At 63.4% G+C, this 19,780-nt stretch carries 19 protein-coding genes; 12 read left to right on the top strand and 7 right to left on the bottom strand.

From position 1 onward, the window contains the following. Positions 1–2: 2 nt before the first annotated feature. The 4 genes from QCM77_RS07740 to QCM77_RS07725 all read left to right on the top strand — a co-directional run bounded on the left by QCM77_RS07740 (position 3) and on the right by QCM77_RS07725 (position 3,763). Positions 3–488 carry a GNAT family N-acetyltransferase gene (locus tag QCM77_RS07740; RefSeq protein WP_279682708.1) on the top strand — a complete coding sequence of 162 codons (486 nt, stop codon included), beginning with the start codon at positions 3–5 and terminating at the stop codon, positions 486–488. Beyond that, on the top strand, positions 485–1,102 hold the full coding sequence (locus tag QCM77_RS07735) for a DUF2585 domain-containing protein (protein ID WP_279682707.1): 618 nt from the start codon (positions 485–487) through the stop codon (positions 1,100–1,102). The genes QCM77_RS07740 and QCM77_RS07735 overlap by 4 nt, the downstream gene beginning before the upstream one ends. 51 nt (positions 1,103–1,153) lie before the next feature. Next, a complete protein-coding gene (hslU, locus tag QCM77_RS07730) occupies positions 1,154–2,458 on the top strand; it encodes an ATP-dependent protease ATPase subunit HslU (RefSeq protein WP_279660176.1) in 1,305 nt (434 codons plus the stop codon). A 180-nt stretch (positions 2,459–2,638) separates the two neighbouring features. Continuing rightward, positions 2,639–3,763 (top strand): hypothetical protein, encoded by a 1,125-nt coding sequence (locus tag QCM77_RS07725; RefSeq protein ID WP_279682705.1) that lies wholly within the window; start codon positions 2,639–2,641, stop codon positions 3,761–3,763. A gap of 65 nt (positions 3,764–3,828) precedes the next feature. Here QCM77_RS07725 and QCM77_RS07720 read toward each other — a convergent pair whose 3' ends face one another. Genes QCM77_RS07720 through QCM77_RS07710 form a run of 3 tightly spaced genes read right to left on the bottom strand, consistent with a single transcriptional unit; the run spans position 3,829 to position 6,654 of the window. Beyond that, complete coding sequence (locus QCM77_RS07720; RefSeq protein ID WP_279682704.1) at positions 3,829–4,419, bottom strand: Smr/MutS family protein; 591 nt, start codon at positions 4,417–4,419, stop codon at positions 3,829–3,831. Continuing rightward, a complete protein-coding gene (gene mltA, locus QCM77_RS07715; RefSeq protein ID WP_279660179.1) occupies positions 4,416–5,981 on the bottom strand; it encodes a murein transglycosylase A in 1,566 nt (521 codons plus the stop codon). Before mltA ends, QCM77_RS07720 begins: the two co-directional genes overlap by 4 nt. Then, on the bottom strand, positions 5,959–6,654 hold the full coding sequence (locus tag QCM77_RS07710; RefSeq protein ID WP_279660180.1) for a Tim44/TimA family putative adaptor protein: 696 nt from the start codon (positions 6,652–6,654) through the stop codon (positions 5,959–5,961). Before QCM77_RS07710 ends, mltA begins: the two co-directional genes overlap by 23 nt. A 437-nt stretch (positions 6,655–7,091) precedes the next feature. On the opposite strand from QCM77_RS07710, the gene secB reads away from it, so the two are divergent. Beyond that, positions 7,092–7,577 carry a protein-export chaperone SecB gene (gene secB, locus QCM77_RS07705; RefSeq protein WP_279660181.1) on the top strand — a complete coding sequence of 162 codons (486 nt, stop codon included), beginning with the start codon at positions 7,092–7,094 and terminating at the stop codon, positions 7,575–7,577. On the opposite strand, the gene dnaQ is transcribed toward secB, so the two are convergent. Genes dnaQ through QCM77_RS07685 form a run of 4 tightly spaced genes read right to left on the bottom strand, consistent with a single transcriptional unit; the run spans position 7,568 to position 10,426 of the window. Further along, positions 7,568–8,290 carry a DNA polymerase III subunit epsilon gene (dnaQ, locus tag QCM77_RS07700; RefSeq protein ID WP_279682702.1) on the bottom strand — a complete coding sequence of 241 codons (723 nt, stop codon included), beginning with the start codon at positions 8,288–8,290 and terminating at the stop codon, positions 7,568–7,570. The two genes, secB and dnaQ, sit on opposite strands and share 10 nt — an antisense overlap. Before the next feature lie 28 nt (positions 8,291–8,318). Beyond that, positions 8,319–8,918 carry a dephospho-CoA kinase gene (gene coaE, locus QCM77_RS07695; protein ID WP_279682774.1) on the bottom strand — a complete coding sequence of 200 codons (600 nt, stop codon included), beginning with the start codon at positions 8,916–8,918 and terminating at the stop codon, positions 8,319–8,321. A gap of 23 nt (positions 8,919–8,941) precedes the next feature. After that, positions 8,942–9,550, bottom strand: coding sequence for a Maf family nucleotide pyrophosphatase (locus QCM77_RS07690; RefSeq protein ID WP_279682700.1), 609 nt, complete (start codon positions 9,548–9,550; stop codon positions 8,942–8,944). 36 nt (positions 9,551–9,586) lie between these two features. Continuing rightward, positions 9,587–10,426, bottom strand: a complete 840-nt coding sequence (locus tag QCM77_RS07685; protein WP_279682698.1) for a pyruvate, water dikinase regulatory protein — start codon at positions 10,424–10,426, stop codon at positions 9,587–9,589. A gap of 457 nt (positions 10,427–10,883) precedes the next feature. Here QCM77_RS07685 and hemJ point away from each other — a divergent pair, with 457 nt between their 5' ends. The 7 genes from hemJ to QCM77_RS07650 all read left to right on the top strand — a co-directional run bounded on the left by hemJ (position 10,884) and on the right by QCM77_RS07650 (position 19,568). Continuing rightward, complete coding sequence (gene hemJ / locus QCM77_RS07680; RefSeq protein ID WP_279682696.1) at positions 10,884–11,318, top strand: protoporphyrinogen oxidase HemJ; 435 nt, start codon at positions 10,884–10,886, stop codon at positions 11,316–11,318. A 247-nt stretch (positions 11,319–11,565) separates the two neighbouring features. Beyond that, positions 11,566–12,831: a transcription termination factor Rho gene (gene rho, locus QCM77_RS07675; RefSeq protein WP_279660187.1), complete on the top strand. Its 1,266-nt coding sequence runs from the start codon at positions 11,566–11,568 to the stop codon at positions 12,829–12,831. Between the two features lie 319 nt (positions 12,832–13,150). Next, the gene (mnmE, locus tag QCM77_RS07670; protein ID WP_279682694.1) at positions 13,151–14,509 is read left to right on the top strand and encodes a tRNA uridine-5-carboxymethylaminomethyl(34) synthesis GTPase MnmE; all 1,359 of its coding nucleotides are present in this window, start codon (positions 13,151–13,153) and stop codon (positions 14,507–14,509) included. A 454-nt stretch (positions 14,510–14,963) separates the two neighbouring features. Further along, positions 14,964–16,844: a tRNA uridine-5-carboxymethylaminomethyl(34) synthesis enzyme MnmG gene (mnmG, locus tag QCM77_RS07665; protein ID WP_279682692.1), complete on the top strand. Its 1,881-nt coding sequence runs from the start codon at positions 14,964–14,966 to the stop codon at positions 16,842–16,844. Positions 16,845–16,943: 99 nt separating this feature from the next. Next, on the top strand, positions 16,944–17,627 hold the full coding sequence (rsmG, locus tag QCM77_RS07660) for a 16S rRNA (guanine(527)-N(7))-methyltransferase RsmG (protein ID WP_462676300.1): 684 nt from the start codon (positions 16,944–16,946) through the stop codon (positions 17,625–17,627). Between the two features lie 33 nt (positions 17,628–17,660). Then, on the top strand, positions 17,661–18,515 hold the full coding sequence (locus QCM77_RS07655; protein ID WP_279682690.1) for a ParA family protein: 855 nt from the start codon (positions 17,661–17,663) through the stop codon (positions 18,513–18,515). Positions 18,516–18,683: 168 nt separating this feature from the next. Continuing rightward, on the top strand, positions 18,684–19,568 hold the full coding sequence (locus QCM77_RS07650) for a ParB/RepB/Spo0J family partition protein (protein WP_279682689.1): 885 nt from the start codon (positions 18,684–18,686) through the stop codon (positions 19,566–19,568). Positions 19,569–19,780 lie beyond the last annotated feature (212 nt).

The raw sequence follows: 19,780 nt of genomic DNA, 5'->3' as shown, positions 1-19,780 counted from the left end.
CCATGCCCCTCGCCTACACCTTCCGCCCGATGACCGCGACCGACCTGCCGCTGATCCGGCGATGGCTCGGCGAGGCGCATGTGCGGGAATGGTGGGGCGATCCGGACGAGCAATTCGCGCTCGTGAGCGGCGATCTCGACGAGCCTGCGATGGACCAGTTCATCGTATTGGCCGGCAGCCGGCCGTTCGGCTATCTTCAGTGCTACAGCCTGACCGCCTGGAATACGGGGTTCGGGCCGCAACCTGAGGGCACGCGTGGGATCGACCAATTCATCGGCGAAAGCGACATGATCGGACGCGGTCACGGTTCGGCATTCATCCGCCAGTTCGCCGATGCGCAGCTTCAGCAAAGCCTGCCGCGTATCGTCACCGATCCCGATGCACTCAACCTGCGTGCCGTGCGCGCCTATGAGAAGGCTGGCTTTGTCCGCAACCGCATGGTCGAGACACCCGATGGGCCGGCGCTCCTGATGGTGCGCGAGCCATGACGCTGACAACCACGCACGAGGGCAACGCCGCGTTTACACCGCTCGCCTGGGTTGGCATCGCGCTGCTGCTGCTGGCGCTGCAGGCTTCGATCCTGTTCGCGATGGGGCGGGTACCGATCTGCACCTGCGGCTATGTCAAGCTGTGGCATGGCGTGGTGAACAGCTCGGAAAATTCGCAGCAGATCGCCGACTGGTACAGCTTTTCGCACGTCCTGCACGGCTTCCTGTTCTATGGCTTGACCTGGCTGCTGCTCGCGCGCCTGCCGTTCCCGTCTCTGTCCTGGCCGGCCCGGCTGATCGTCGCGATGCTGATCGAAGGTGCCTGGGAGATCGTCGAGAATTCGCCTTTCATCATCGAGCGCTACCGCGCCGGCACGATCTCGCTGGATTATTACGGCGACAGCATCGTCAATTCGATCTCGGACACGCTGTTCATGATGCTGGGCTTTCTCGCCGCGCGCCTGCTGCCCGTTACCGTGACCGTCCTGCTCGGGCTCGCCTTCGAGATCATGCTGGCGCTCCATATTCGTGACAATCTGACGCTCAATATCCTGATGCTGATCCATCCGATCGAGGCCGTGAAACAATGGCAATCGGGTCCGCCGATCATCTGACGGCAAAAAAGCGGCTTGTCCCGCCCCGCATCTGACCCTAGCTAAGGTCCCATGACAGACTTCTCCCCCCGCGAAATCGTTTCCGAACTCGACCGTTTCATCGTCGGCCAGGCCGATGCCAAGCGCGCGGTCTCGATCGCGCTGCGCAACCGCTGGCGGCGGCAGCAGCTCTCTGGCTCCTTGCGCGAAGAGGTGCTGCCGAAGAACATTTTGATGATCGGCCCCACCGGCGTCGGCAAGACCGAGATCGCGCGACGGCTGGCCAAGCTTGCCAACGCGCCGTTCCTGAAGGTCGAGGCGACGAAATTCACCGAGGTCGGCTATGTCGGCCGTGACGTCGAGCAGATCGTGCGCGATCTCGTCGAGGTCGCGATCGCCCAGGTCCGCGAGCGCAAGCGGAAGGACGTGCAGGCACGCGCGCAGCTCGCCGCCGAGGATCGCGTGCTCGACGCCCTGGTCGGTGCCAATGCCAGCGCGGCAACGCGGGACTCCTTCCGCAAGAAGCTGCGCGCCGGCGAGCTCAACGACAAGGAAATCGAGATCGAGACGCAAGGCGGCGGCAGCGGCTTTCCGATGTTCGAGATCCCGGGCATGCCCGGCGCGCAGATGGGCGCGGTTTCGATCGGCGACATCTTCGGCAAGCTCGGCGGACGCAGCAAGACGCGGCGGCTGACGGTGGAGAGCTCGCACGAGATCCTCGTCAACGAGGAATCCGACAAGCTGCTCGACAGCGATCAGTTGACGCAGGAGGCGATCAGCGCGGTCGAGAACAACGGCATCGTGTTCCTGGACGAGATCGACAAGATCTGCGCCCGCGAAGGCCGCGCCGGCGGCGACGTCTCGCGCGAGGGCGTGCAGCGCGACCTGCTGCCGCTGATCGAGGGCACGACCGTTTCGACCAAGCACGGCGCGGTGAAGACCGACCACATCCTGTTCATCGCGTCGGGCGCCTTCCACGTCGCAAAGCCGTCCGACCTGTTGCCGGAACTGCAGGGCCGCCTGCCGATCCGCGTCGAGCTGCAGCCGCTGACCCGCGACGACCTGCGGCGTATCCTGACCGAGCCCGAGGCCTCGCTGATCAAGCAATATGTCGCCTTGATGCAGACGGAGGGTGTGACGCTCGACATCACCGACAACGCCATCGATGCGCTGGCCGACGTCGCGGTGGCCGTCAATTCGGCAGTCGAGAACATCGGCGCGCGGCGGCTCCAGACCGTGATGGAGCGGGTGCTGGACGAGATCTCCTTCAGCGCGCCCGATCGCAACGGCGAGACCATCCGGGTCGATGCCGATTACGTGCAGAAGCACGTCGGCGACCTCGCCAAGAACGCGGATCTGAGCCGGTTCATTTTGTAAATTGACCGGCCCGCGCTATTTATTCCGCCGTCGTCCCGGCGAAGGCCGGGACCCATAACCACCAGCGGTTATTGTTGGAAGAGATAGCGGCCCCGGCTTTGGATCAAAACGAACATTCGTGGCTATGGGTCCCGGCCTTCGCCGGGACGACAGCGGAGTTTTGTGCGCGTCGAGTGTCACATGCACGCTAACTTCCTGCAAAACCCCTGGCGGCTGCTGCTCGCCATCAACGCCGCAATCATCGTCGGCGTCTTCATCCACAAGATCCAGCTGCCGCCTTATGTCCCCTACATCCACCTCCTCGTCGATTACCATTTCGGCTTCATCAAGCGCGCGCTGATCGGGGCGACGGTCGCGCTGTTCACGGACAAGGTGCCGGTGTGGCTGGTGTTCGCGCTCGGCGGCGTGACGTGGCTGGTGACGCTGGGGCTATACGCAAGGCTATTCCAGAAGACGTTCGGCTTCACCGCAAAGGCGCTGCCGCTGTTCGTCTTCATCGCGGGCTCGCCATTCTTCCTCAAGAATTTCATGCACACGCTCGGCCATTTCGACATCTATGGCTGCGCGTTCTCGCTCATCCTGCTGCTGGCGCCGGCGGGCTCGCTTCTGTTCGTGGCGCTAGCTGCGCTGTTCTCGATCGTTCTCGTCCTGATCCACCACATTCATCTCTTGATGTATGTGCCCACCATCTTCACCATCGTCGTGATCAGGCACTATCTGACCTATGGCTGCAATTGCACCAACGTCGCGTTCGGCATCATTGCCTTGCTCATCGTCTCTACGCTGTTCCTGGCGGCGCAGTTTTTGGGAACGATGCCGATCCCGGAGGCGGATTTCGTCCTGTATCTGAAGAGCCGGATGGCCGATCCGTCGCGGACCGACCTGCTGCAATTCGCCTACATCTGGTACCAGCCGCTGGCGAAGGAGATTTCCGACACCTGGGGCCGCCTGCCCCACAACATCCTCGGCGTGCCCGTGTTCGTGCTGCTGATCTGGCTGCACACGCCGCTGTGGCGCTATTTTGCGAACCTGATCGGCGCGCTCGCAAGCGACACGCACCGCCGTCTCGTGATCGCGGCGCTGGCCGGCGTCAGCCTCGCCTATCTCGTGATGTTCGCGATGGTGTTCGACTATTCGCGCTGGATCTCGAACTGGGCGGTCTGCATGTTCCTGATCCTGCACGCGGCGAAGATGCTGCCCGCCGCACGCGAGACCCCGCTGATTCCGCCCGAGGACCGCAACACAAACGTCTTCGGCTTGGTCATCACACTGATCCCGCGCGTCGGGATCGTGCGGCCGTTCTAGAGCTCGGTGCGCCCCCTCTCCCGCTTGCGGGAGAGGTTAAGGGAGCCTGCGGCCCGATCGAGATTTTAAGATCTAGCCCGCCGAATCCGCACGTAAAGCGCGCCCTCGCCGCCATGGCCGATACCGGCTTCCTCGAAGCCCACGACAAAGGCGCGGAATTCCGGCAGGCTCAGCCATTCCGGCACCTGGCGGCGCAGCACGCCGCTTTCGCCGCCGCTTCGGCCCTTGCCGGTGATGACGAGCACGAAGGTCAGTCCGTCGTGATGGGCGCGGTGCAGGAAGCCGGTCAAGGCGCGATGGGCGCGCGTCTGGGTCATGCCGTGCAGATCGAGCCGTGCCTCGATCTCGCTGCGCCCGCGCGACAGTTTTGTGCGCTCGCGCTTGCCGAGCGGCGCCAGCGGCGGCATGGCCGGTTTTGCCACGCGCGGCGCCGGCGCGGCGGCAATCGGACGCGGCGATGGCGCAAGCCGCGTGGCCGGCGCCGCGGGTGAAGACTCAGTGCGCGGCGCAGCTTGCGCCTTGGCCGCGCGATGCTTCCTCAGCGGCTTGACCTGCTTTGCGATCGTATCCCAGAGCTCGCGCTCTTCCTCGCTCAGCGCGCGGCGGCGCGGCGAGGGACGAGGCTCCAGCACGGGCGGACGGGACGATCGCTTCATTGCTGCCGATGGGAACGATTTTTCACCGGCCGCCGCGGCTCGCGGACGGGCTCTATCACAGGACGCGGCGCCGGCAGCGGGACGGGGTTGGCGACGGCGACGGTCTCACCTTTGCCTTGTGTCACGGCTGCGGGCGGAGCCGCCGCCTTGACCGAATCCTTGGCCGAATCCCTGGCCGAATCCTTCGCAGGCTCCGTTTGCGGAAACAGCCTTGCGATCTTCTCCGAGGGCCGCGGGTCCGGTACCGGCAGCCGCGCGCCGCGCGTTGTGGGATCGAGGCCCTTCGGCACCAGCATCACGAAATGCATGGCATGGCGCAGCCGCCCGGAGACCCGGCCGGCGTCCTGGCCCGCGCCGAAATAGAGATCGGCGCGCGCGGGTCCGATGATGGCCGAGCCGGTGTCCTGCGCGATCATCAACCGATGGAACGGCGTCTTCGCGCGTTCGGAATCGATCGGCAGCTCGCCCTCGATGAAGAACGGGGTGCCGTAGACATGCAGCGATTTGTCGACCGCGATCGAGCGGCCGGCCGTCAGCGGAATGCCTTGCGCGCCGACCGCCTCGTCCTTGTCGGAGAGATTGACCTCGCGGAAGAAGATGTAGGAGCGGTTCTGGCGCCGCAGCTCCTTGGCGCCGTCCGGGGTCTGCGCCATCCACTCCCTGATCTTCTGCATCGACATCTCTTCCTTCGGAATGATGCCGCGCTCGATCAGGATGCGACCGACCGCCGTATAGGGATAGCCGTTATAGGCGTCGTAATTGAGCCGCACCGTGCCGCCGTCGTCGAACTTGATCCGCGCCGAGCCCTGGATCTGGGCGAACAGCAGATCGGTCGGGTCCTTCAGCCAGGCAATCTCCAGTCCGCGGCCGGCGATCTTGCCATCCTCGATCTCGCCACGGTCGTAATAGGGCACGAGCTTGCGGCGGCCGATCTTGCGGTGCACCGGGCCCTTGTTGGGCAGGCTGACCGAATCCTGCTTGTAGCCGCGCACGAACAGGTTCGAGGGCCGGCGATAGACCGGGACGTTGTAGACGTCGGTCTGCGTGCGCGATCCCTCCAGCACCGGCTCGTAATAGCCGGTGACGAAACCGTCGGGCTCGCCGAGGCGCGAGATCCGCAGCGGCGCGAAATTCTCCTCGAAGAAGGTTTTCGCCCTGGCGTCGTCGGTGAGCTCGAGCGATTTGGCGACCCGGCAGGGTTCGCTCAGCGAGGCGCCCAAAGCCTTCGGTTCGGGAGCGCCGGTCTGCGCGCTGATCGGACGGCAGCTTGCGCGAAACGTCTTGTAGGCGGCGAGATGATCGTCATCGCTCCAGCCCTTCACGTCGGCCCAGGCCAGCGGCAGATATTGCGTGCCGGGGATTTCGAACGGCAGGGGAAGCTGCGGATACGGCAAGGCCCGCGGCGGCGCGGCAGGCAATTCCGGGAGATGGTGGTGATGGCTGCGATAGTGGCGCCGCGCCGCCTCGGCGCCGAGCGAAAACGACGATAGCGCGACGACACCGGCGCAAAGCGCCGTCGCGCTGGTCTTGAGGAAAGCCTTAATTCGCGCTTCCGGTGCCAACCAGCTTCCAGTTCGGATCGCGAGAGGTGATGTCGCGGGCGAAAGTCCAGATGTCGGTGATGTCGGCGACCGTGTCGGCACTGCCGTCGACGATGTTGCCGGTCTTGTCTCGGGTGGCCGAGATCATCTGCGAGACGAAGCGGATCGTGAGCTGGGCCGTGCGGTCGCGCAGCTCGGCGCCGACGAGCTCGGCCTTGTCGATCGAGACGAAGCGCGTCTCGGTCTTCTGCTCGTTCTTCTCGCGCTCCTTGATCGCGGCATCGAAGCTTTCATAGACCTCCGACGACAACAGGTCGCGCAGCGCGCGGCGGTCGCCATTGGCAAAGGCCAGCACGATCATCTCATAGGCGCCGCGGGCGCCGGAGATGAAATGGCGCGGATCGAAGGTGGAATCCTTTTCGACGATGCCGTCCAGGCCCTGCGCCAGCGCGGTGCCCGGCTCGGTCAGGCCCTTCCAGCGGTCGGAGGGCGGGGTCGGCTCGGCCGTCGGCGCCAACGGGGCCTGGTCGATGACCTTGCCCGGCATGGTCACAACGTTCTTGTCCTGGGCACCCTGGAGCGCGTTACGGTCGAACGGCGGCCGCTCGTTGCCCGTGCGCTGCCCCAGCACGCTGCGCAGCCTCAGAAAGATGAAGACCGCCAGCGCCAGGAAGATGATGGTGTAGATGTCCACGTCGTATTCGCTTTCTGGTCTTCTGTAGATTTCTGGTCTTCTGTAGAAAAGGGGCCGTCTCGAAGGGGTCGTTGCCGGGAAAATCGATCCGGCCAGTAGACCGTTCCATACCCGAACGGCAAGTCTACATCACCATTTCGGGTCCGCGCGTCAGGTCCGTGGGATGTAGGCACGAAATCTTGCCCGGCCAATGGCGCCTTTTGGCACAGCACCGAGTGTAGCGCGTTTTATGCTTAAGGGGAAACCCGATCCTGCCCGGAAATCGCGCATCTTCAATCGTTTAAGGCGCAATTTCGCGGGATCGGCGGGGTGAACGTCACAGTTGCGGACGCGGCCGGAATTCCCCATCCGGGACCGTTCGTCCTTGTGGAACGAGGCGGCCCTATGTTAGCCAACCGCCGCGAATTTCAGCCCCAATCGGGTAAGGAGACACTCTTATGACCAACGGTAACGGCACCCCTCCCGAGGCGGCCCAGGCTCCCCAGCTCAACGTGCTGGCGCAATATACCAAGGACCTCTCGTTCGAAAATCCGAACGCGCCCAGCTCGCTCCAGCAGCAGAGCCAGCCGCCCCAGATCAACATCCAGATCAATGTCAGCGCCAACAACCTCAGCGAACAGGAGTTCGAGGTGACGCTGTCGGTCGAGGGCAAGGCCGAGACCGCCGGCAAGATCATGTTCTCGTTCGAGCTCGCTTATGCCGGCGTGTTCCGCATTTCCAATGTGCCGAAGGAAAACCTGCATCCGCTGGTCATGATCGAATGCCCGCGCCTGCTGTTCCCGTTCGCCCGTGAGATCATCGCGACTGCCGTGCGCGACGGCGGGTTCCCGCCCCTGATGCTGGATCCGGTCGATTTCGTCGGTCTCTATCGTCAGAACATGGAGCGGCAACAAATGGCCGCTTCGCCGAGCGGTCAGGCCTGACCAGCCGAACGGGCGGCTGGAGCGGGCAAGAACTCGTTCCAGATCGCCTTGTCGCCCAGCGTTGTGATGAAAGCCCGGTGGGCCTCACGCTCGGCGTCCGAAATCCGCGGCGTGAGCGGCATCGGCCGCTGCCGCCGTGGCGCATCGGCAGCCCCATTGACGCGAATCTCCTCGGCTTCCGAAGCCAGGAGCAGCTGCGATTGCCGCGCCCCGACCAGATCGACATAGACTTCGGCCAGGAGTTCCGCGTCGAGCAACGCGCCGTGCTTGGTGCGGTGTGAATTGTCGATCGCATAGCGCGAGCAGAGATCGTCGAGTCGGTTCGACACGCCGGGATGCTTGCGCCGTGCCAGCAGCAGCGTATCGACCAGCCGCTCACGCGGGATCGCCGCGCGTTTGATCCGGTCCAGCTCGGCATTGATGAAGCTGATGTCGAACGAAGCGTTGTGGATCACCAGCGGCGCGTCGCCGATGAACTCCAGAAACCCGTCGACGACCTCGTGAAACAGCTGCTTGGTCGCCAGAAACTCGGCCGACAGCCCGTGCACCGCAAAGGCTTCCGCCGGCATGTCCCTTTCGGGATTGATGTAGACGTGGAAGCTCTGCCCCGTCGGCATGCGATTGAACATCTCGACGCAGCCGATTTCGACCAGGCGATCTCCACGTAGCGGGTCGAGGCCGGTGGTTTCGGTGTCGAGAACGATTTCACGCATGATTTAGGAAGCCGTGTAAGGCGGCGAATCAGGTTCGCCGCTGCGGCATCTTAACGACCTCGGCGAGGATATGCGCGATTTGGGCGCGCACCGGTTCGAGTCCGTGTGACGTATCCACCACGAAATCGGCACGCTTGCGCTTTTCCGCGTCGGGCGTCTGCTTGGCGATGATGGCGTCGAGCTTGGCCTCGTCCATCGTGCCGCGCGCCAGTACCCGCTCGCGCTGGAGTTCCGGAGACGTCGTCACCACGACCACGGCATCGACCCGCGTCTCGCCGCCAGTCTCGAACAGCAGCGGAATGTCCAGCACGACGACCGGCGCGTTGGCGGCTTCGGCATCGGCGAAGAATTTTTTCCGGGAAGCGCCGAGCATCGGATGGACGATCTGCTCGAGCTGCTTGATGGCGGCGGCATCGTGCACCACACGCGCCGACAATTTGGCCCGATCCACCTTGCCGTTCGCGGTGGTGCCGGGGAAGGCGGCCTCGATCGCGGGCGCAGCCTCGCCCTCATAGAGCTGATGGACGGCCGCATCGGCATCGTAGACAGGGACGCCGGCCTCCGCGAATAATTTCGCGGTGGTGGATTTGCCCATCCCGATCGAGCCGGTCAGTCCCAGGATACGCATCAGCGTCCAGCCATATCTGCCATTCACACGGCAACTAGCCGCTCGCGCCGCAGGAACGCAAGCAGCGGCAGCAGCGGCAGGCCGAGAATGGTGAAGTGGTCACCCTCGATGCGCTCGAACAGGTGGATGCCCAGGCCTTCGAGCTGATAGCCGCCGACGCTGGTGATGACGGCATCGCCGGCGGCGTCGAGATAGGCCGAAAGCTCAGCCTCGGTCATCTGCCGCATGGACAGGCGGGCGACCGAGACGTCCTCGAAGATGATCTCACCATCGCGTGCTATCGCCACGGCGGAATTCAGCTCATGGCACTTGCCGGAGAGATCGCGTAGTTGCGCCAACGCCTGGGGGCGGCCCGCAGGCTTGTTGAACAGACGATCGCCGAGGGCCAGCGTTTGATCCGCACCGATGACGTAGCTTCCAGCGTGATGGGCCGAGACTGCCTTGGCCTTTTCGCGCGCCAGCAGCAGGGCGATCTCGCGCGGACCCGAAAGCCCGGAGGCAGCCTGGATACCGCGCTCGTCGATATCAGCCGTGATCGCCTTGAATTCGAACCCGGCATTGGCCAGCAGCATCCTTCGCGCGCTGCTCTGCGAGGCCAAGATCAACGAAGATTTGCCGAGCCACAGACCCATCGCAAAATTATTCCCGAGACTATATTATTCCCAAGACTATTCAGAAGGCCGGTTACGCTGGCGATCGCTGTAGAGCTTCATGATCGCCGCGGCGGTTTCCTCGATCGAGCGCCGCGTGACGTCGAGCAGCGGCCAATCGTGCTTGGCGCTCAGCTTGCGGGCAAATGCGACCTCCTCCGCGACTGCCTGCCTGTCGGTATAGGTGTCGCCGCTGGAATCGGCACCCATGGAGAGCAGGCGGTTCTGGCGCACCTGGATCAAGCGTTCCGGCGTCGCGTGCAAGCTCACCACCAGCGGCCGCGTCAACGTTTCCAGTTGCGAGGGCACCGGAATGCCCGGAACCAGCGGCACGTTGGCGGTGCGGATGCCACGGTTGGCAAGGTAGATCGATGTCGGGGTCTTTGAGGTGCGGGAGACACCGACAAGCACCACGTCCGCGTCGTCGAGCCCCTCAACATGCTGGCCGTCGTCATGGATCATCGTGTAGTTCAGCGCGTCGATACGCTTGAAGTATTCGGCATTGAGCACGTGCTGGGCGCCGACCCGGCCGGTCGTGGCAGCTCCGAGATACGCCTCGAACAATTGCATCACCGGGCCGATGATCGACAGGCTCGGAACATTGATCCCCTTGCACTTGTCCTCGAGCCTGGAGACCAGATCCTTCTCGAGCAGCGTGAACAGCACGATTCCCGGCGCCTCCTCGATCTCGTCGAGCACGCGATCGAGCTGTTTCTGGCTACGCACCAGCGGATAGACGTGTTCGACCGGGGTCACGTTGGCGTACTGGGCGGCAACGGCGCGCGCGACCGTGATCAGGGTCTCACCGGTGGAGTCGGACACGAGGTGCAGATGGAAATAATTGCTCGAGGTCGGCACAAAAGCTCTTTGTATGAAGGCGGTGTGGTTTGTGGATTTCTGTGGAGCTTAACCGCTCGGAAAGGGATGTGCGACACCAGGGGCGGGATAACCGCCAACTTTCTTCACACCACTGCCCGTCAGAACAAGTTTTACGCCCTGCCGAACGGGAAACGGGATTGCGTCGATAACCCCCTTGATAAGCTGCCGATAGAAACGCGCAAGCCTTTGAAGCTGACTGACTTATCGAAAGCGGCCAGGGCGGTCAGGTATATGTTGATGGATGTGAACAAGCGCGCGTGAACGGGCGGATGGAATTGTGTGAGTCCAATTCACCGTCACATAGACTCAAACCTTAAGAATCTAAGATTCTTATTTGAGAAGGGCGCTACGGACGGATAAGTGTGCAGGCAAGACCTTAACGAGTTCTTACTATCCCCAGCGTTCCCTAGGCTGGGCGGGAATCCGGACGCAGGACATGTTCGAAGACGTCTATCTCTGGATCAAGGCGCTGCATGTGATCGCCGTCATCTCCTGGATGGCGGGCATGCTCTATCTGCCACGGCTGTTCGTCTATCACTGCGAGGCTGAGATCGGCTCGAAGCAGTCGGAAACGTTCAAGATCATGGAACGGCGCCTGTTCAAGGCGATCATCAACCCGGCCATGATCGTGACCTGGCTCGCCGGGCTCTATCTCGCCTGGGCCGGGCACTGGTTCACTTTCGGCTGGCTGCACGTAAAACTGGCACTGGTCCTGGCGATGTCCGCGGTCCACGGCTTTTTTTCGCGCTGGTTGAAGGATTTCGCCGCGGACCGGCGTCCCCGGAGCCAGAAATTCTATCGGATTATCAATGAGGTACCGACAGTCTTGATGATTTTGATCGTCATCATGGTGATCGTGAAGCCGTTCTAGGCAAGGATCGCGAACGATCGCTCAGCGCTTCGGCTTGCGGAGTGAGAGCCGATTTTCTATATTGGCGATATCCCACCCAACGCAGGCGGATGTGGTCGTGTCTGAGCTTTCCAGAGGCCGGACACCCCATCAGGTTTGAAGCCTCACCGGCGCTCTCCTTGCCAGACCTGCGGACCTTACCTTCTCGCGTCCGCATTTCAGAGCCTCCTCGCACCCCCTCCCAAGGTTACCCCACAGGACCACCCCAATGCGGGAAATTAAACTCCAGGACCTCAAGTCGAAGACGCCGGCCGAGCTCGTCTCGTTCGCGGAAGAGAACGGGGTCGAGAATGCCAGCACCATGCGCAAGCAGGAGCTGCTGTTCGCCATACTCAAGCAGCTCGCGCTCGCCGAGACCGACATCGTCGGCGAAGGCGTCGTCGAGGTTCTCTCCGACGGTTTTGGCTTCCTCCGCTCGCCCGATGCGAATTATCTGCCGGGCCCGGACGACATCTACGTTTCGCCCTCGCAGATCCGCCGTTTTGGCCTGCGCACCGGCGACACCATCGAGGGCCACATCCGCAGCCCGAAAGAAGGCGAGCGCTACTTTGCGCTGCTGAAAGTCAACACGCTCAATTTCGAGGATCCGGAAAAGGCCAAGCACAAGGTCAATTTCGACAACCTCACGCCGCTGTTTCCGAACCAGCGTTTCCGCATGGAGATCGACGATCCGACGCGGAAAGACCTGTCTGCAAGGGTGATCGACATCGTCGCGCCGATCGGCAAGGGCCAGCGCGCGCTGATCGTCGCGCCGCCGCGCACCGGTAAAACGGTGCTGATGCAGAACATCGCGCATTCGATCGCGCATAATCATCCTGAGTGCTATCTGATCGTGCTCTTGATCGACGAACGTCCGGAAGAAGTCACGGACATGCAGCGCTCGGTGAAGGGTGAGGTCGTCTCCTCGACCTTCGACGAGCCGGCGGTGCGTCACGTCCAGGTCGCCGAGATGGTGATCGAGAAGGCCAAGCGCCTGGTCGAGCATGGCCGCGACGTGGTGATCCTGCTCGACTCCATCACCCGCCTCGGCCGCGCCTACAACACCGTGGTGCCGTCATCCGGCAAGGTGCTGACCGGTGGTGTCGACGCCAACGCGCTGCAGCGGCCGAAGCGCTTCTTCGGCGCCGCCCGCAACATCGAAGAGGGCGGCTCGCTGACGATCATCGCGACCGCGCTGGTCGATACCGGCAGCCGCATGGACGAAGTCATCTTCGAGGAATTCAAGGGCACCGGTAACTCGGAGCTGATTCTCGACCGCAAGGTTTCGGACAAGCGGACCTTCCCGGCGATCGACATTTCGCGCTCCGGCACCCGCAAGGAGGAGCTGATCACCGATCCGCTGGTCCTGAAGAAGATGTACGTGCTCCGCCGCATCCTGAACCCGATGGGTACGATGGACGGAATCGACTTCCTGCTCGATAAGCTGCGCTCGACCAAGAGCAATTCCGAGTTCTTCGACTCGATGAATACCTGAGCCAGGGTGCAGCATGGAAATCAGGGGGCGCCTTCGGGCGCCCTTTTTTCTTTGTGCGGCTTTGTTGCAGCAGAGGTGCAGCATGATGGGTTTTTGCAGCTTGGACCGAAGTTCTTTAAGTTATTGATATAATTTCGGAATAGTTGACTTTTGGAGCGGTTTCTCAATCGGTGGCGAGTGATTTTTGCAGCAAACTGCTGCGGATATACTGCATTGCGATATGGGGTCTTTGCTGCGGGAATTGCTGCAGCAAAACCACGCAATCCGGCCGGCCGAAACGGACGTTTGCCTTTTTCCCCCTCAGCCGGACAAATAGGCCATGCATCCGCGAGACCACACCATCTTTGCGCTGTCGTCCGGCCGTCCGCCGAGCGCGCTCGCGGTGGTGCGCGTCTCCGGGCCAGGCGCCAGCCTGGCGCTGACGACGCTGGCGGGCAAGCTGACGGCACCGAGGCAGGCCAGCCGCCGGCTGCTTCGTGACGGCGCGGGCCAGCCGATCGACGATGCGGTGGTGCTGTGGTTTCCGGGGCCGGCCAGCGCGACCGGCGAGGACGTCGCCGAATTCCACGTCCATGGCGGCCGCGCGGTGCTGGCTGCGCTTTTCGCCGCTATTTCCGTAATTCCGAATATGCGGGCCGCCGAGCCCGGCGAATTCACGCGGCGCGCCTTCGAGAACGGCAAGCTCGATCTCACCGAGGCGGAGGGCCTCGACGATCTCATTCATGCCGACACTGACCGCCAGCGCCGCCAGGCGCTACGACAGTTGCAGGGCCTGCTGGGCAATCGCGCGCGCGACTGGCGCGAGCGCATCATCGAGGCCTCGGCCTTGATCGAGGCCGGCATCGATTTCTCCGACGAGGGCGATGTGCCCGCCGAGTTGAGGGCGCCTGCGGTCAAGGCGATCAGTACGCTGCACGGCGAAATCGCAGAAGTCCTTGCGGCACAGGGACAGGCTGAACGTCTGCGCGACGGCCTGGTGGTTGCGATCGCGGGCGAGCCGAATGTCGGCAAGTCGACGCTGATCAACCAGCTCGCGCGCCGCGACGTCGCGATCGTCTCGCCGCATGCCGGCACGACGCGCGACGTGATCGAGGTGCAGCTCGATCTCGACGGCTATCCCGTCACGGTGATCGACACCGCCGGCATTCGCGAGACCGATGATCCGGTCGAGCAGGAGGGTGTACGCCGGGCGCGAGCACGAGCCGAAGATGCCGACCTCGTGTTGTGGCTGGTGGAGGGCGGGCGCGCAGTCGATCCGGACGCGGTGCGGTCGCTGGGGAAGTCCGGCAACGGGAGCAGCCCCTCCGGCGGTTCGGTCTGGATCGTGCGCAACAAGATCGATCTCAGCAGTGTCGAGGACGCCGGGCCGCTTGGCGAGTTCGGGATCTCGGCGAGCCAGGGGGACGGCATTCCCGAGCTGGTCGATGCCCTGGTGAAGTTCGCTGCCGACTTCTTCGGAACCACCGAGGGCGCATTGGTGACCCGGGCCCGCCAGCGGGACCTGCTGCGCCGAGCATCGGACAGCTTGCACCGGAGTCTGGAGCTTGTAGAAGAGGGCGAGGAGCTTGCCGCCGAAGAGCTGCGTGCTGCCGCCTATGCCTTGGGCCGGCTGTTGGGCCGGGTGGACGTCGAGGACGTCCTGGGGGCCATTTTCCAAAAATTCTGTATCGGAAAGTAGCGCTAATTCTTGATTGTAGAACTAGGCTTTGTTCCACTTCTTGCCGTTTCACGTGAAACACTCTGAGCAGGGTGCGCGCCGCGATTGACCTCGGTGCAAATGGGGTAGCGGTTTGGGGATGCGCGCTCACTGAAGGTCATTGCAAGAGCAATCCAGTCTGTCTTCGCAGAACCATCCTGGATTGCTCTCGCAATGACGGGAGTATGCCGCGGACATCGCGTTCCGATCGGGGGGCCGGTATTCAGTTGCTACGGCCTCCGGTCCAACGTCCTTTCCCTCCACGAAAGCAGTTTTTGTCTCCTAAAAACAGTAATCCTTTCACGGGCCATTCTACTGTGCATGGGGTTGTTTTCGCGAAAATTGCCTTGCCGAAACGGAGTCCCGTTTCACGTGAAACAATTGCCTCACCCAGTTTCCACTTTCGGCTTCCCCGCCTCTGAGCTAGAAGTCCGCCATGCGACCAGAGCGAGAGAGCTTCGACGTCATCGTGATTGGCGGCGGCCATGCCGGCTGTGAGGCCGCGGCTGCCTCTGCCCGAATGGGCGCAGCGACCGCTCTGGTGACGCACCGTTTCTCCACGATCGGCGCGATGTCCTGCAATCCCGCCATTGGTGGTCTCGGCAAGGGTCACCTGGTTCGTGAAGTCGATGCGCTCGATGGTCTGATGGGCCGCGTCGGCGATGCCGGCGGCATCCAGTTTCGCGTTCTTAATCGCCGTAAGGGCCCGGCGGTCCGTGGTCCGCGCGCGCAGGCCGACCGGAAGCTCTATGCCGCCGCGATGCAGGCGGCGATCCGTGAGACCGAGGGTCTTTCCCTTGTCGAGGGTGAGGCGGACGAGCTGATCATGGTCGAGGGGCGGGTGACCGGCCTGCGCCTGGCAGATGGCCGCGAACTTCGGGCAGGAGCCGTCGTCGTCACTACCGGCACCTTCCTCCGCGGCCTGATCCATCTTGGAGAGAAGAACTGGCCGGCCGGCCGGGTTGGCGAGGCTCCTGCGATGGGCCTTTCGTCCTCCTTCGAGCGGGCCGGATTCACCCTTGGACGGCTCAAGACGGGGACTCCGCCGCGTCTGGACGGGACCACGATCGACTGGTCGGCCGTCGAGATGCAGCCGGGGGACGAGCCTCCGGAGCCGTTTTCGGTAATGACCGAGCGGATCACGACGCCGCAGATCCAGTGCGGGATCACCCGGACAACGTCCGCGACCCACGAGGTGATCCGGGCCAACGTCCATCGCTCCCCGATGTACTCCGGCCAGATCAAGAGCTCCGGACCGCGCTATTGCCCCTCGATCGAAGACAAGATCGTTCGCTTCGGCGACCGAGACGGTCACCAGATCTTCCTGGAGCCGGAAGGGCTCGACGATAGCACCGTCTATCCCAACGGTATTTCGACCTCGCTGCCGGAGGAGGTCCAGCTCGCCATCCTCGCAACCATTCCCGGCCTGGAGCGGGTGAAGATGGTCCGGCCGGGCTATGCCATCGAATACGACCACATCGATCCCCGGGAGCTGGATCCGACCCTCCAGACCAAGCGACTTCGCGGTTTATTCCTAGCCGGGCAGATCAACGGCACGACCGGATACGAGGAAGCTGCTGGCCAGGGCATCGTGGCCGGGCTGAACGCGGCACTGGCCGCGAGCGGCGCCGCGCTGACGGTGTTCGACCGGGCGGATGGCTATCTCGGGGTGATGATCGACGACCTCGTCACCCGCGGCATCAGCGAACCCTATCGGATGTTCACCTCCAGGGCCGAATACCGGCTGACGCTGCGGGCGGACAATGCGGATCAGCGTCTGACCGAGAAGGGTCTCGCCTTGGGATGCGTTGGGAGCGCCCGCACGCTGCATCATCGGGCCAAGATGGACGCCCTGAATGCGGCTCGAGCTCTCTCGAAGTCGCTGACGATCACCCCGAACGAGGCGATCAAGCACGGGCTGTCCCTGAATCGGGACGGCCAGCGGCGGTCGGCCTTCGAGCTGATGGCGTATCCGGACATCGGCTGGAGCCAGATCCGTGCGATCTGGCCGGAGCTGTCCGCTATCGACGCTGTCACTGCCACCCATCTCGAGATCGACGCGAAGTACGATGTCTATCTGGGGCGCCAGAGCGCCGACGTCGAAGCCTTCAGGCGGGACGAGGGGATGGTGCTGTCGGAGGTCGATTACCAGCAGGTCCCCGGTCTCTCCAATGAGGTGAGGGCCAAGTTGGAGAAGGCGCGGCCGTTCACTGTCGGCCAGGCCGGCCGGATCGATGGCATGACGCCGGCGGCGCTGGGCATCCTCGCGGCCTATCTCCGGCGCGAGGCGCGGAAGACTTCCAAAGCAATCGCATAGGCGTTTCACGTGAAACAGCGCGGGCCGGGCGGCGGCAGATCGTCATCAGGAAAACCCTCGGCGGGTGAGGGCGCCGGTCGTCGCTCCGAACCGACGCCGATCAGGCCGAAGATCGACAAGGCCAGCGCCAACGATCGATCGCTGGACTCCGTCATCGCCGCCGACAAGATCGCGGCGCTCAAGCTCGCGCCCGTTTCACATGAAACGGAAGCCCGGCTCGATCGCTACATCGCACTGCTCCGGGAATGGCAAGCCAAGACCAACCTCGTCGCGCCCTCGACGTTGCCGCATCTCTGGACCCGGCATATCGCTGATTCGCTTCAGCTCGTTGCTCTCGCGCCGGCGGCCAAACGCTGGGCCGACCTCGGCAGCGGTGGCGGCTTTCCCGGAATCGTCCTTGCCTGCGCCATGGCCGGGACGGTCGGGGCGAGCGTTCATCTGGTCGAGCGAATCGCCAAGAAGGCGGCCTTCCTGCGCGAAGCCATCCGCGTCACCACATCTCCGGGGGTCGTACATCTCGCTGAGATCGGGGATAATGTGGATAGAATCACCGGCCCGGTCGATTGCGTCACCGCGCGTGCGCTGGCTCCGCTACACCAACTCATCGGCTTTGCGGAGCCGCTGATGCGCCAAGGCGCAAAGGCGTTGTTTCTCAAGGGTCAAGATGTAGAGTCTGAATTGACCGAAGCCACTAAATATTGGAATATTCAGCCGCAGCTCCACCAAAGCCGGACCGGTAACGGTTGGATCGTCGAGCTGGCTTCCGCCGAACGGCGCGGGTGAGGCGTTCAGGGGTCGTCGAGTGGGGAATTTGCGATGAGCGTGATTGACGAACCGCAGCAAGAAAAGACCGCTGCCGTCCCGCAGGGCCATCCGCGCATCCTGGCGCTGGCGAATCAGAAGGGCGGCGTGGGAAAAACTACCACGGCGATCAATCTCGGCACGGCGCTCGCCGCGATCGGCGAGCGTGTCCTGATCGTCGATCTCGATCCGCAGGGCAACGCCTCGACCGGCCTCGGTATCGATCGCCGCAACCGCTCCTGCTCGACCTATGACGTTCTGGTGGGCGAGGCGAGCCTGCGAGAAGCGGTGGTGTCGACTGCAGTGCCGCGGCTACATATCGCGCCCTCGACCATGGATCTCTCCGGCCTCGAGCTCGAGCTCGGCACCACGCCCGGTCGTGCGTACAAGCTGCGTGACGCGATCAGCGCGCTCAACAACAACGTCTCGCCCGACGCCGACTACACCTACGTGCTGATCGACTGTCCGCCCTCGCTCAACTTGATCACTGTGAACGCGATGGCGGCTTCCGACGCGATCCTGGTGCCGCTCCAGTGCGAGTTCTTCGCGCTCGAAGGTCTGTCGCAATTGCTCCAGACGGTGGAGCAGGTGCGCTCGACGCTCAACCCGAACCTGTCGATCCACGGCATCGTGCTGACCATGTTCGACTCGCGCAACAATCTCTCGAACCAGGTCGTTGCCGACGTCCGGCAGTTCATGGGCGAGAAGGTCTACAAAACCATGATCCCGCGCAACGTGCGCATCTCGGAGGCGCCGTCCTACGGCAAGCCGGTGCTGGTGTACGATCTCAAATGCGTCGGCAGCGAAGCGTACTTGCGGCTGGCTACCGAAGTGATCCAGCGCGAGCGCGAGCTGCGGACGACGCATTGAAGCGACATTGATTCGTAGGATGGGTATTGATTCGTAGGATGGGTAGAGCGCAGCGAAACCCATCATCACGCGCACGAACAGCGATGGGTTTCGCTTCGCTCTACCCATCCTACAAGTTTCGAGAATTCAGTTCTGGAGTGCTGCACCGTGAATCCAAGGGAGCTGGCGATGGCCGACGAAGCGCGTTCGCGACTGGGCCGGGGTCTTGCGAGTCTGATCGGTGACGTCGGCGGCGAGGCTCAGCATGTCGACCGCCCGCGCGCGCAGCGCAAGGTGCCGATCGAGTTCATCAAGCCCAATCCGCGCAACCCGCGCCGCGCCTTTTCGGAAACCGAGCTCAGGGAGCTCAGCGATTCGATCAGGCAGCACGGCGTGATCCAGCCGATCGTGGTGCGCCCCGTGAAGGGTGCGCAGGATCGGTTCGAGATCATCGCCGGCGAGCGGCGCTGGCGTGCCTCGCAGATGGCCGGCCTGCACGAAGTGCCGATCGTGCCGGTCGACATCAGCGACAGCGATGCGCTTGAGTTCGCGATCGTCGAGAACGTGCAGCGCGAAGACCTCAATCCGATGGAAGAGGCGCTGGGCTATCACGCGCTCGCCAATGAGTTCAAACGCAGCCAGGACGACATTGCCAAAGTCGTCGGCAAGAGCCGCAGCCACATCGCCAACATGATGCGGCTGACGAAGCTGCCCGACGAGGTGCAAGCCTTGATCACGAGCGGCGAGCTGACTGCCGGTCACGCGCGCGCGCTGATCGGCGTGCCCGATCCGGTCGCGGCCGCCAAGCGCATCGTCGAGGAGGGCCTCAACGTCCGCCAGACCGAGGCGCTGGCGCATGAAGAGGGTGTGCCGGAGCGCAAGCCGCAGAAGGCGCGCACGGGGGCGAAGGAGAAGGATCCTGACACGGTCGACCTGGAGAAGCGCGTCAGCGACGCACTCGGCCTCAAGGTCACGGTGAGCCACCGCGACCCCGGCGGCTCTGTGCAGATCAATTACCGCAATCTCGACCAGCTCGACGAGGTGATGCGGCGGCTCGCAAAGGGCGCGCTGTAGTCGTTATTTTCGCTCTCTCACCCTCACCCTGAGGAGCCGCGGAGCGGCGTCTCGAAGGGCGAGGGCCCGGGCCTTCATCCTTCGAGACGCGCGCAAGAGCGCGCTCCTCAGGATGAGGGGGCACGCACTGTCGCTCGTCATTGCGAGCGAAGCGAAGCAATCCAGAATCTTTCCGCGGAGGGATTCTGGATTGCGTCGTCGCAAGAGCTCCT

Source organism: Bradyrhizobium nivariense, from assembly GCF_029846695.2.
Classification (GTDB): Bacteria; Pseudomonadota; Alphaproteobacteria; order Rhizobiales; family Xanthobacteraceae; genus Bradyrhizobium.
This window is presented reverse-complemented; position numbering and strand designations above follow the sequence as displayed.

Bases quoted from the DNA above. Each gene is read 5' to 3' on its own strand.
- QCM77_RS07740 (WP_279682708.1), top strand. From the start codon at position 3: ATGCCCCTCGCCTACACCTTCCGCCCGATGACCGCGACCGACCTGCCG.
- QCM77_RS07735 (WP_279682707.1), top strand. From the start codon at position 485: ATGACGCTGACAACCACGCACGAGGGCAACGCCGCGTTTACACCGCTC.
- hslU (WP_279660176.1), top strand. From the start codon at position 1,154: ATGACAGACTTCTCCCCCCGCGAAATCGTTTCCGAACTCGACCGTTTC.
- QCM77_RS07725 (WP_279682705.1), top strand. From the start codon at position 2,639: ATGCACGCTAACTTCCTGCAAAACCCCTGGCGGCTGCTGCTCGCCATC.
- QCM77_RS07720 (WP_279682704.1), bottom strand. From the start codon at position 4,419: ATGAAGCGATCGTCCCGTCCGCCCGTGCTGGAGCCTCGTCCCTCGCCG.
- secB (WP_279660181.1), top strand. From the start codon at position 7,092: ATGACCAACGGTAACGGCACCCCTCCCGAGGCGGCCCAGGCTCCCCAG.
- dnaQ (WP_279682702.1), bottom strand. From the start codon at position 8,290: ATGCGTGAAATCGTTCTCGACACCGAAACCACCGGCCTCGACCCGCTA.
- coaE (WP_279682774.1), bottom strand. From the start codon at position 8,918: ATGCGTATCCTGGGACTGACCGGCTCGATCGGGATGGGCAAATCCACC.
- QCM77_RS07690 (WP_279682700.1), bottom strand. From the start codon at position 9,550: ATGGGTCTGTGGCTCGGCAAATCTTCGTTGATCTTGGCCTCGCAGAGC.
- hemJ (WP_279682696.1), top strand. From the start codon at position 10,884: ATGTTCGAAGACGTCTATCTCTGGATCAAGGCGCTGCATGTGATCGCC.
- rho (WP_279660187.1), top strand. From the start codon at position 11,566: ATGCGGGAAATTAAACTCCAGGACCTCAAGTCGAAGACGCCGGCCGAG.
- mnmE (WP_279682694.1), top strand. From the start codon at position 13,151: ATGCATCCGCGAGACCACACCATCTTTGCGCTGTCGTCCGGCCGTCCG.
- mnmG (WP_279682692.1), top strand. From the start codon at position 14,964: ATGCGACCAGAGCGAGAGAGCTTCGACGTCATCGTGATTGGCGGCGGC.
- QCM77_RS07655 (WP_279682690.1), top strand. From the start codon at position 17,661: ATGAGCGTGATTGACGAACCGCAGCAAGAAAAGACCGCTGCCGTCCCG.
- QCM77_RS07650 (WP_279682689.1), top strand. From the start codon at position 18,684: ATGGCCGACGAAGCGCGTTCGCGACTGGGCCGGGGTCTTGCGAGTCTG.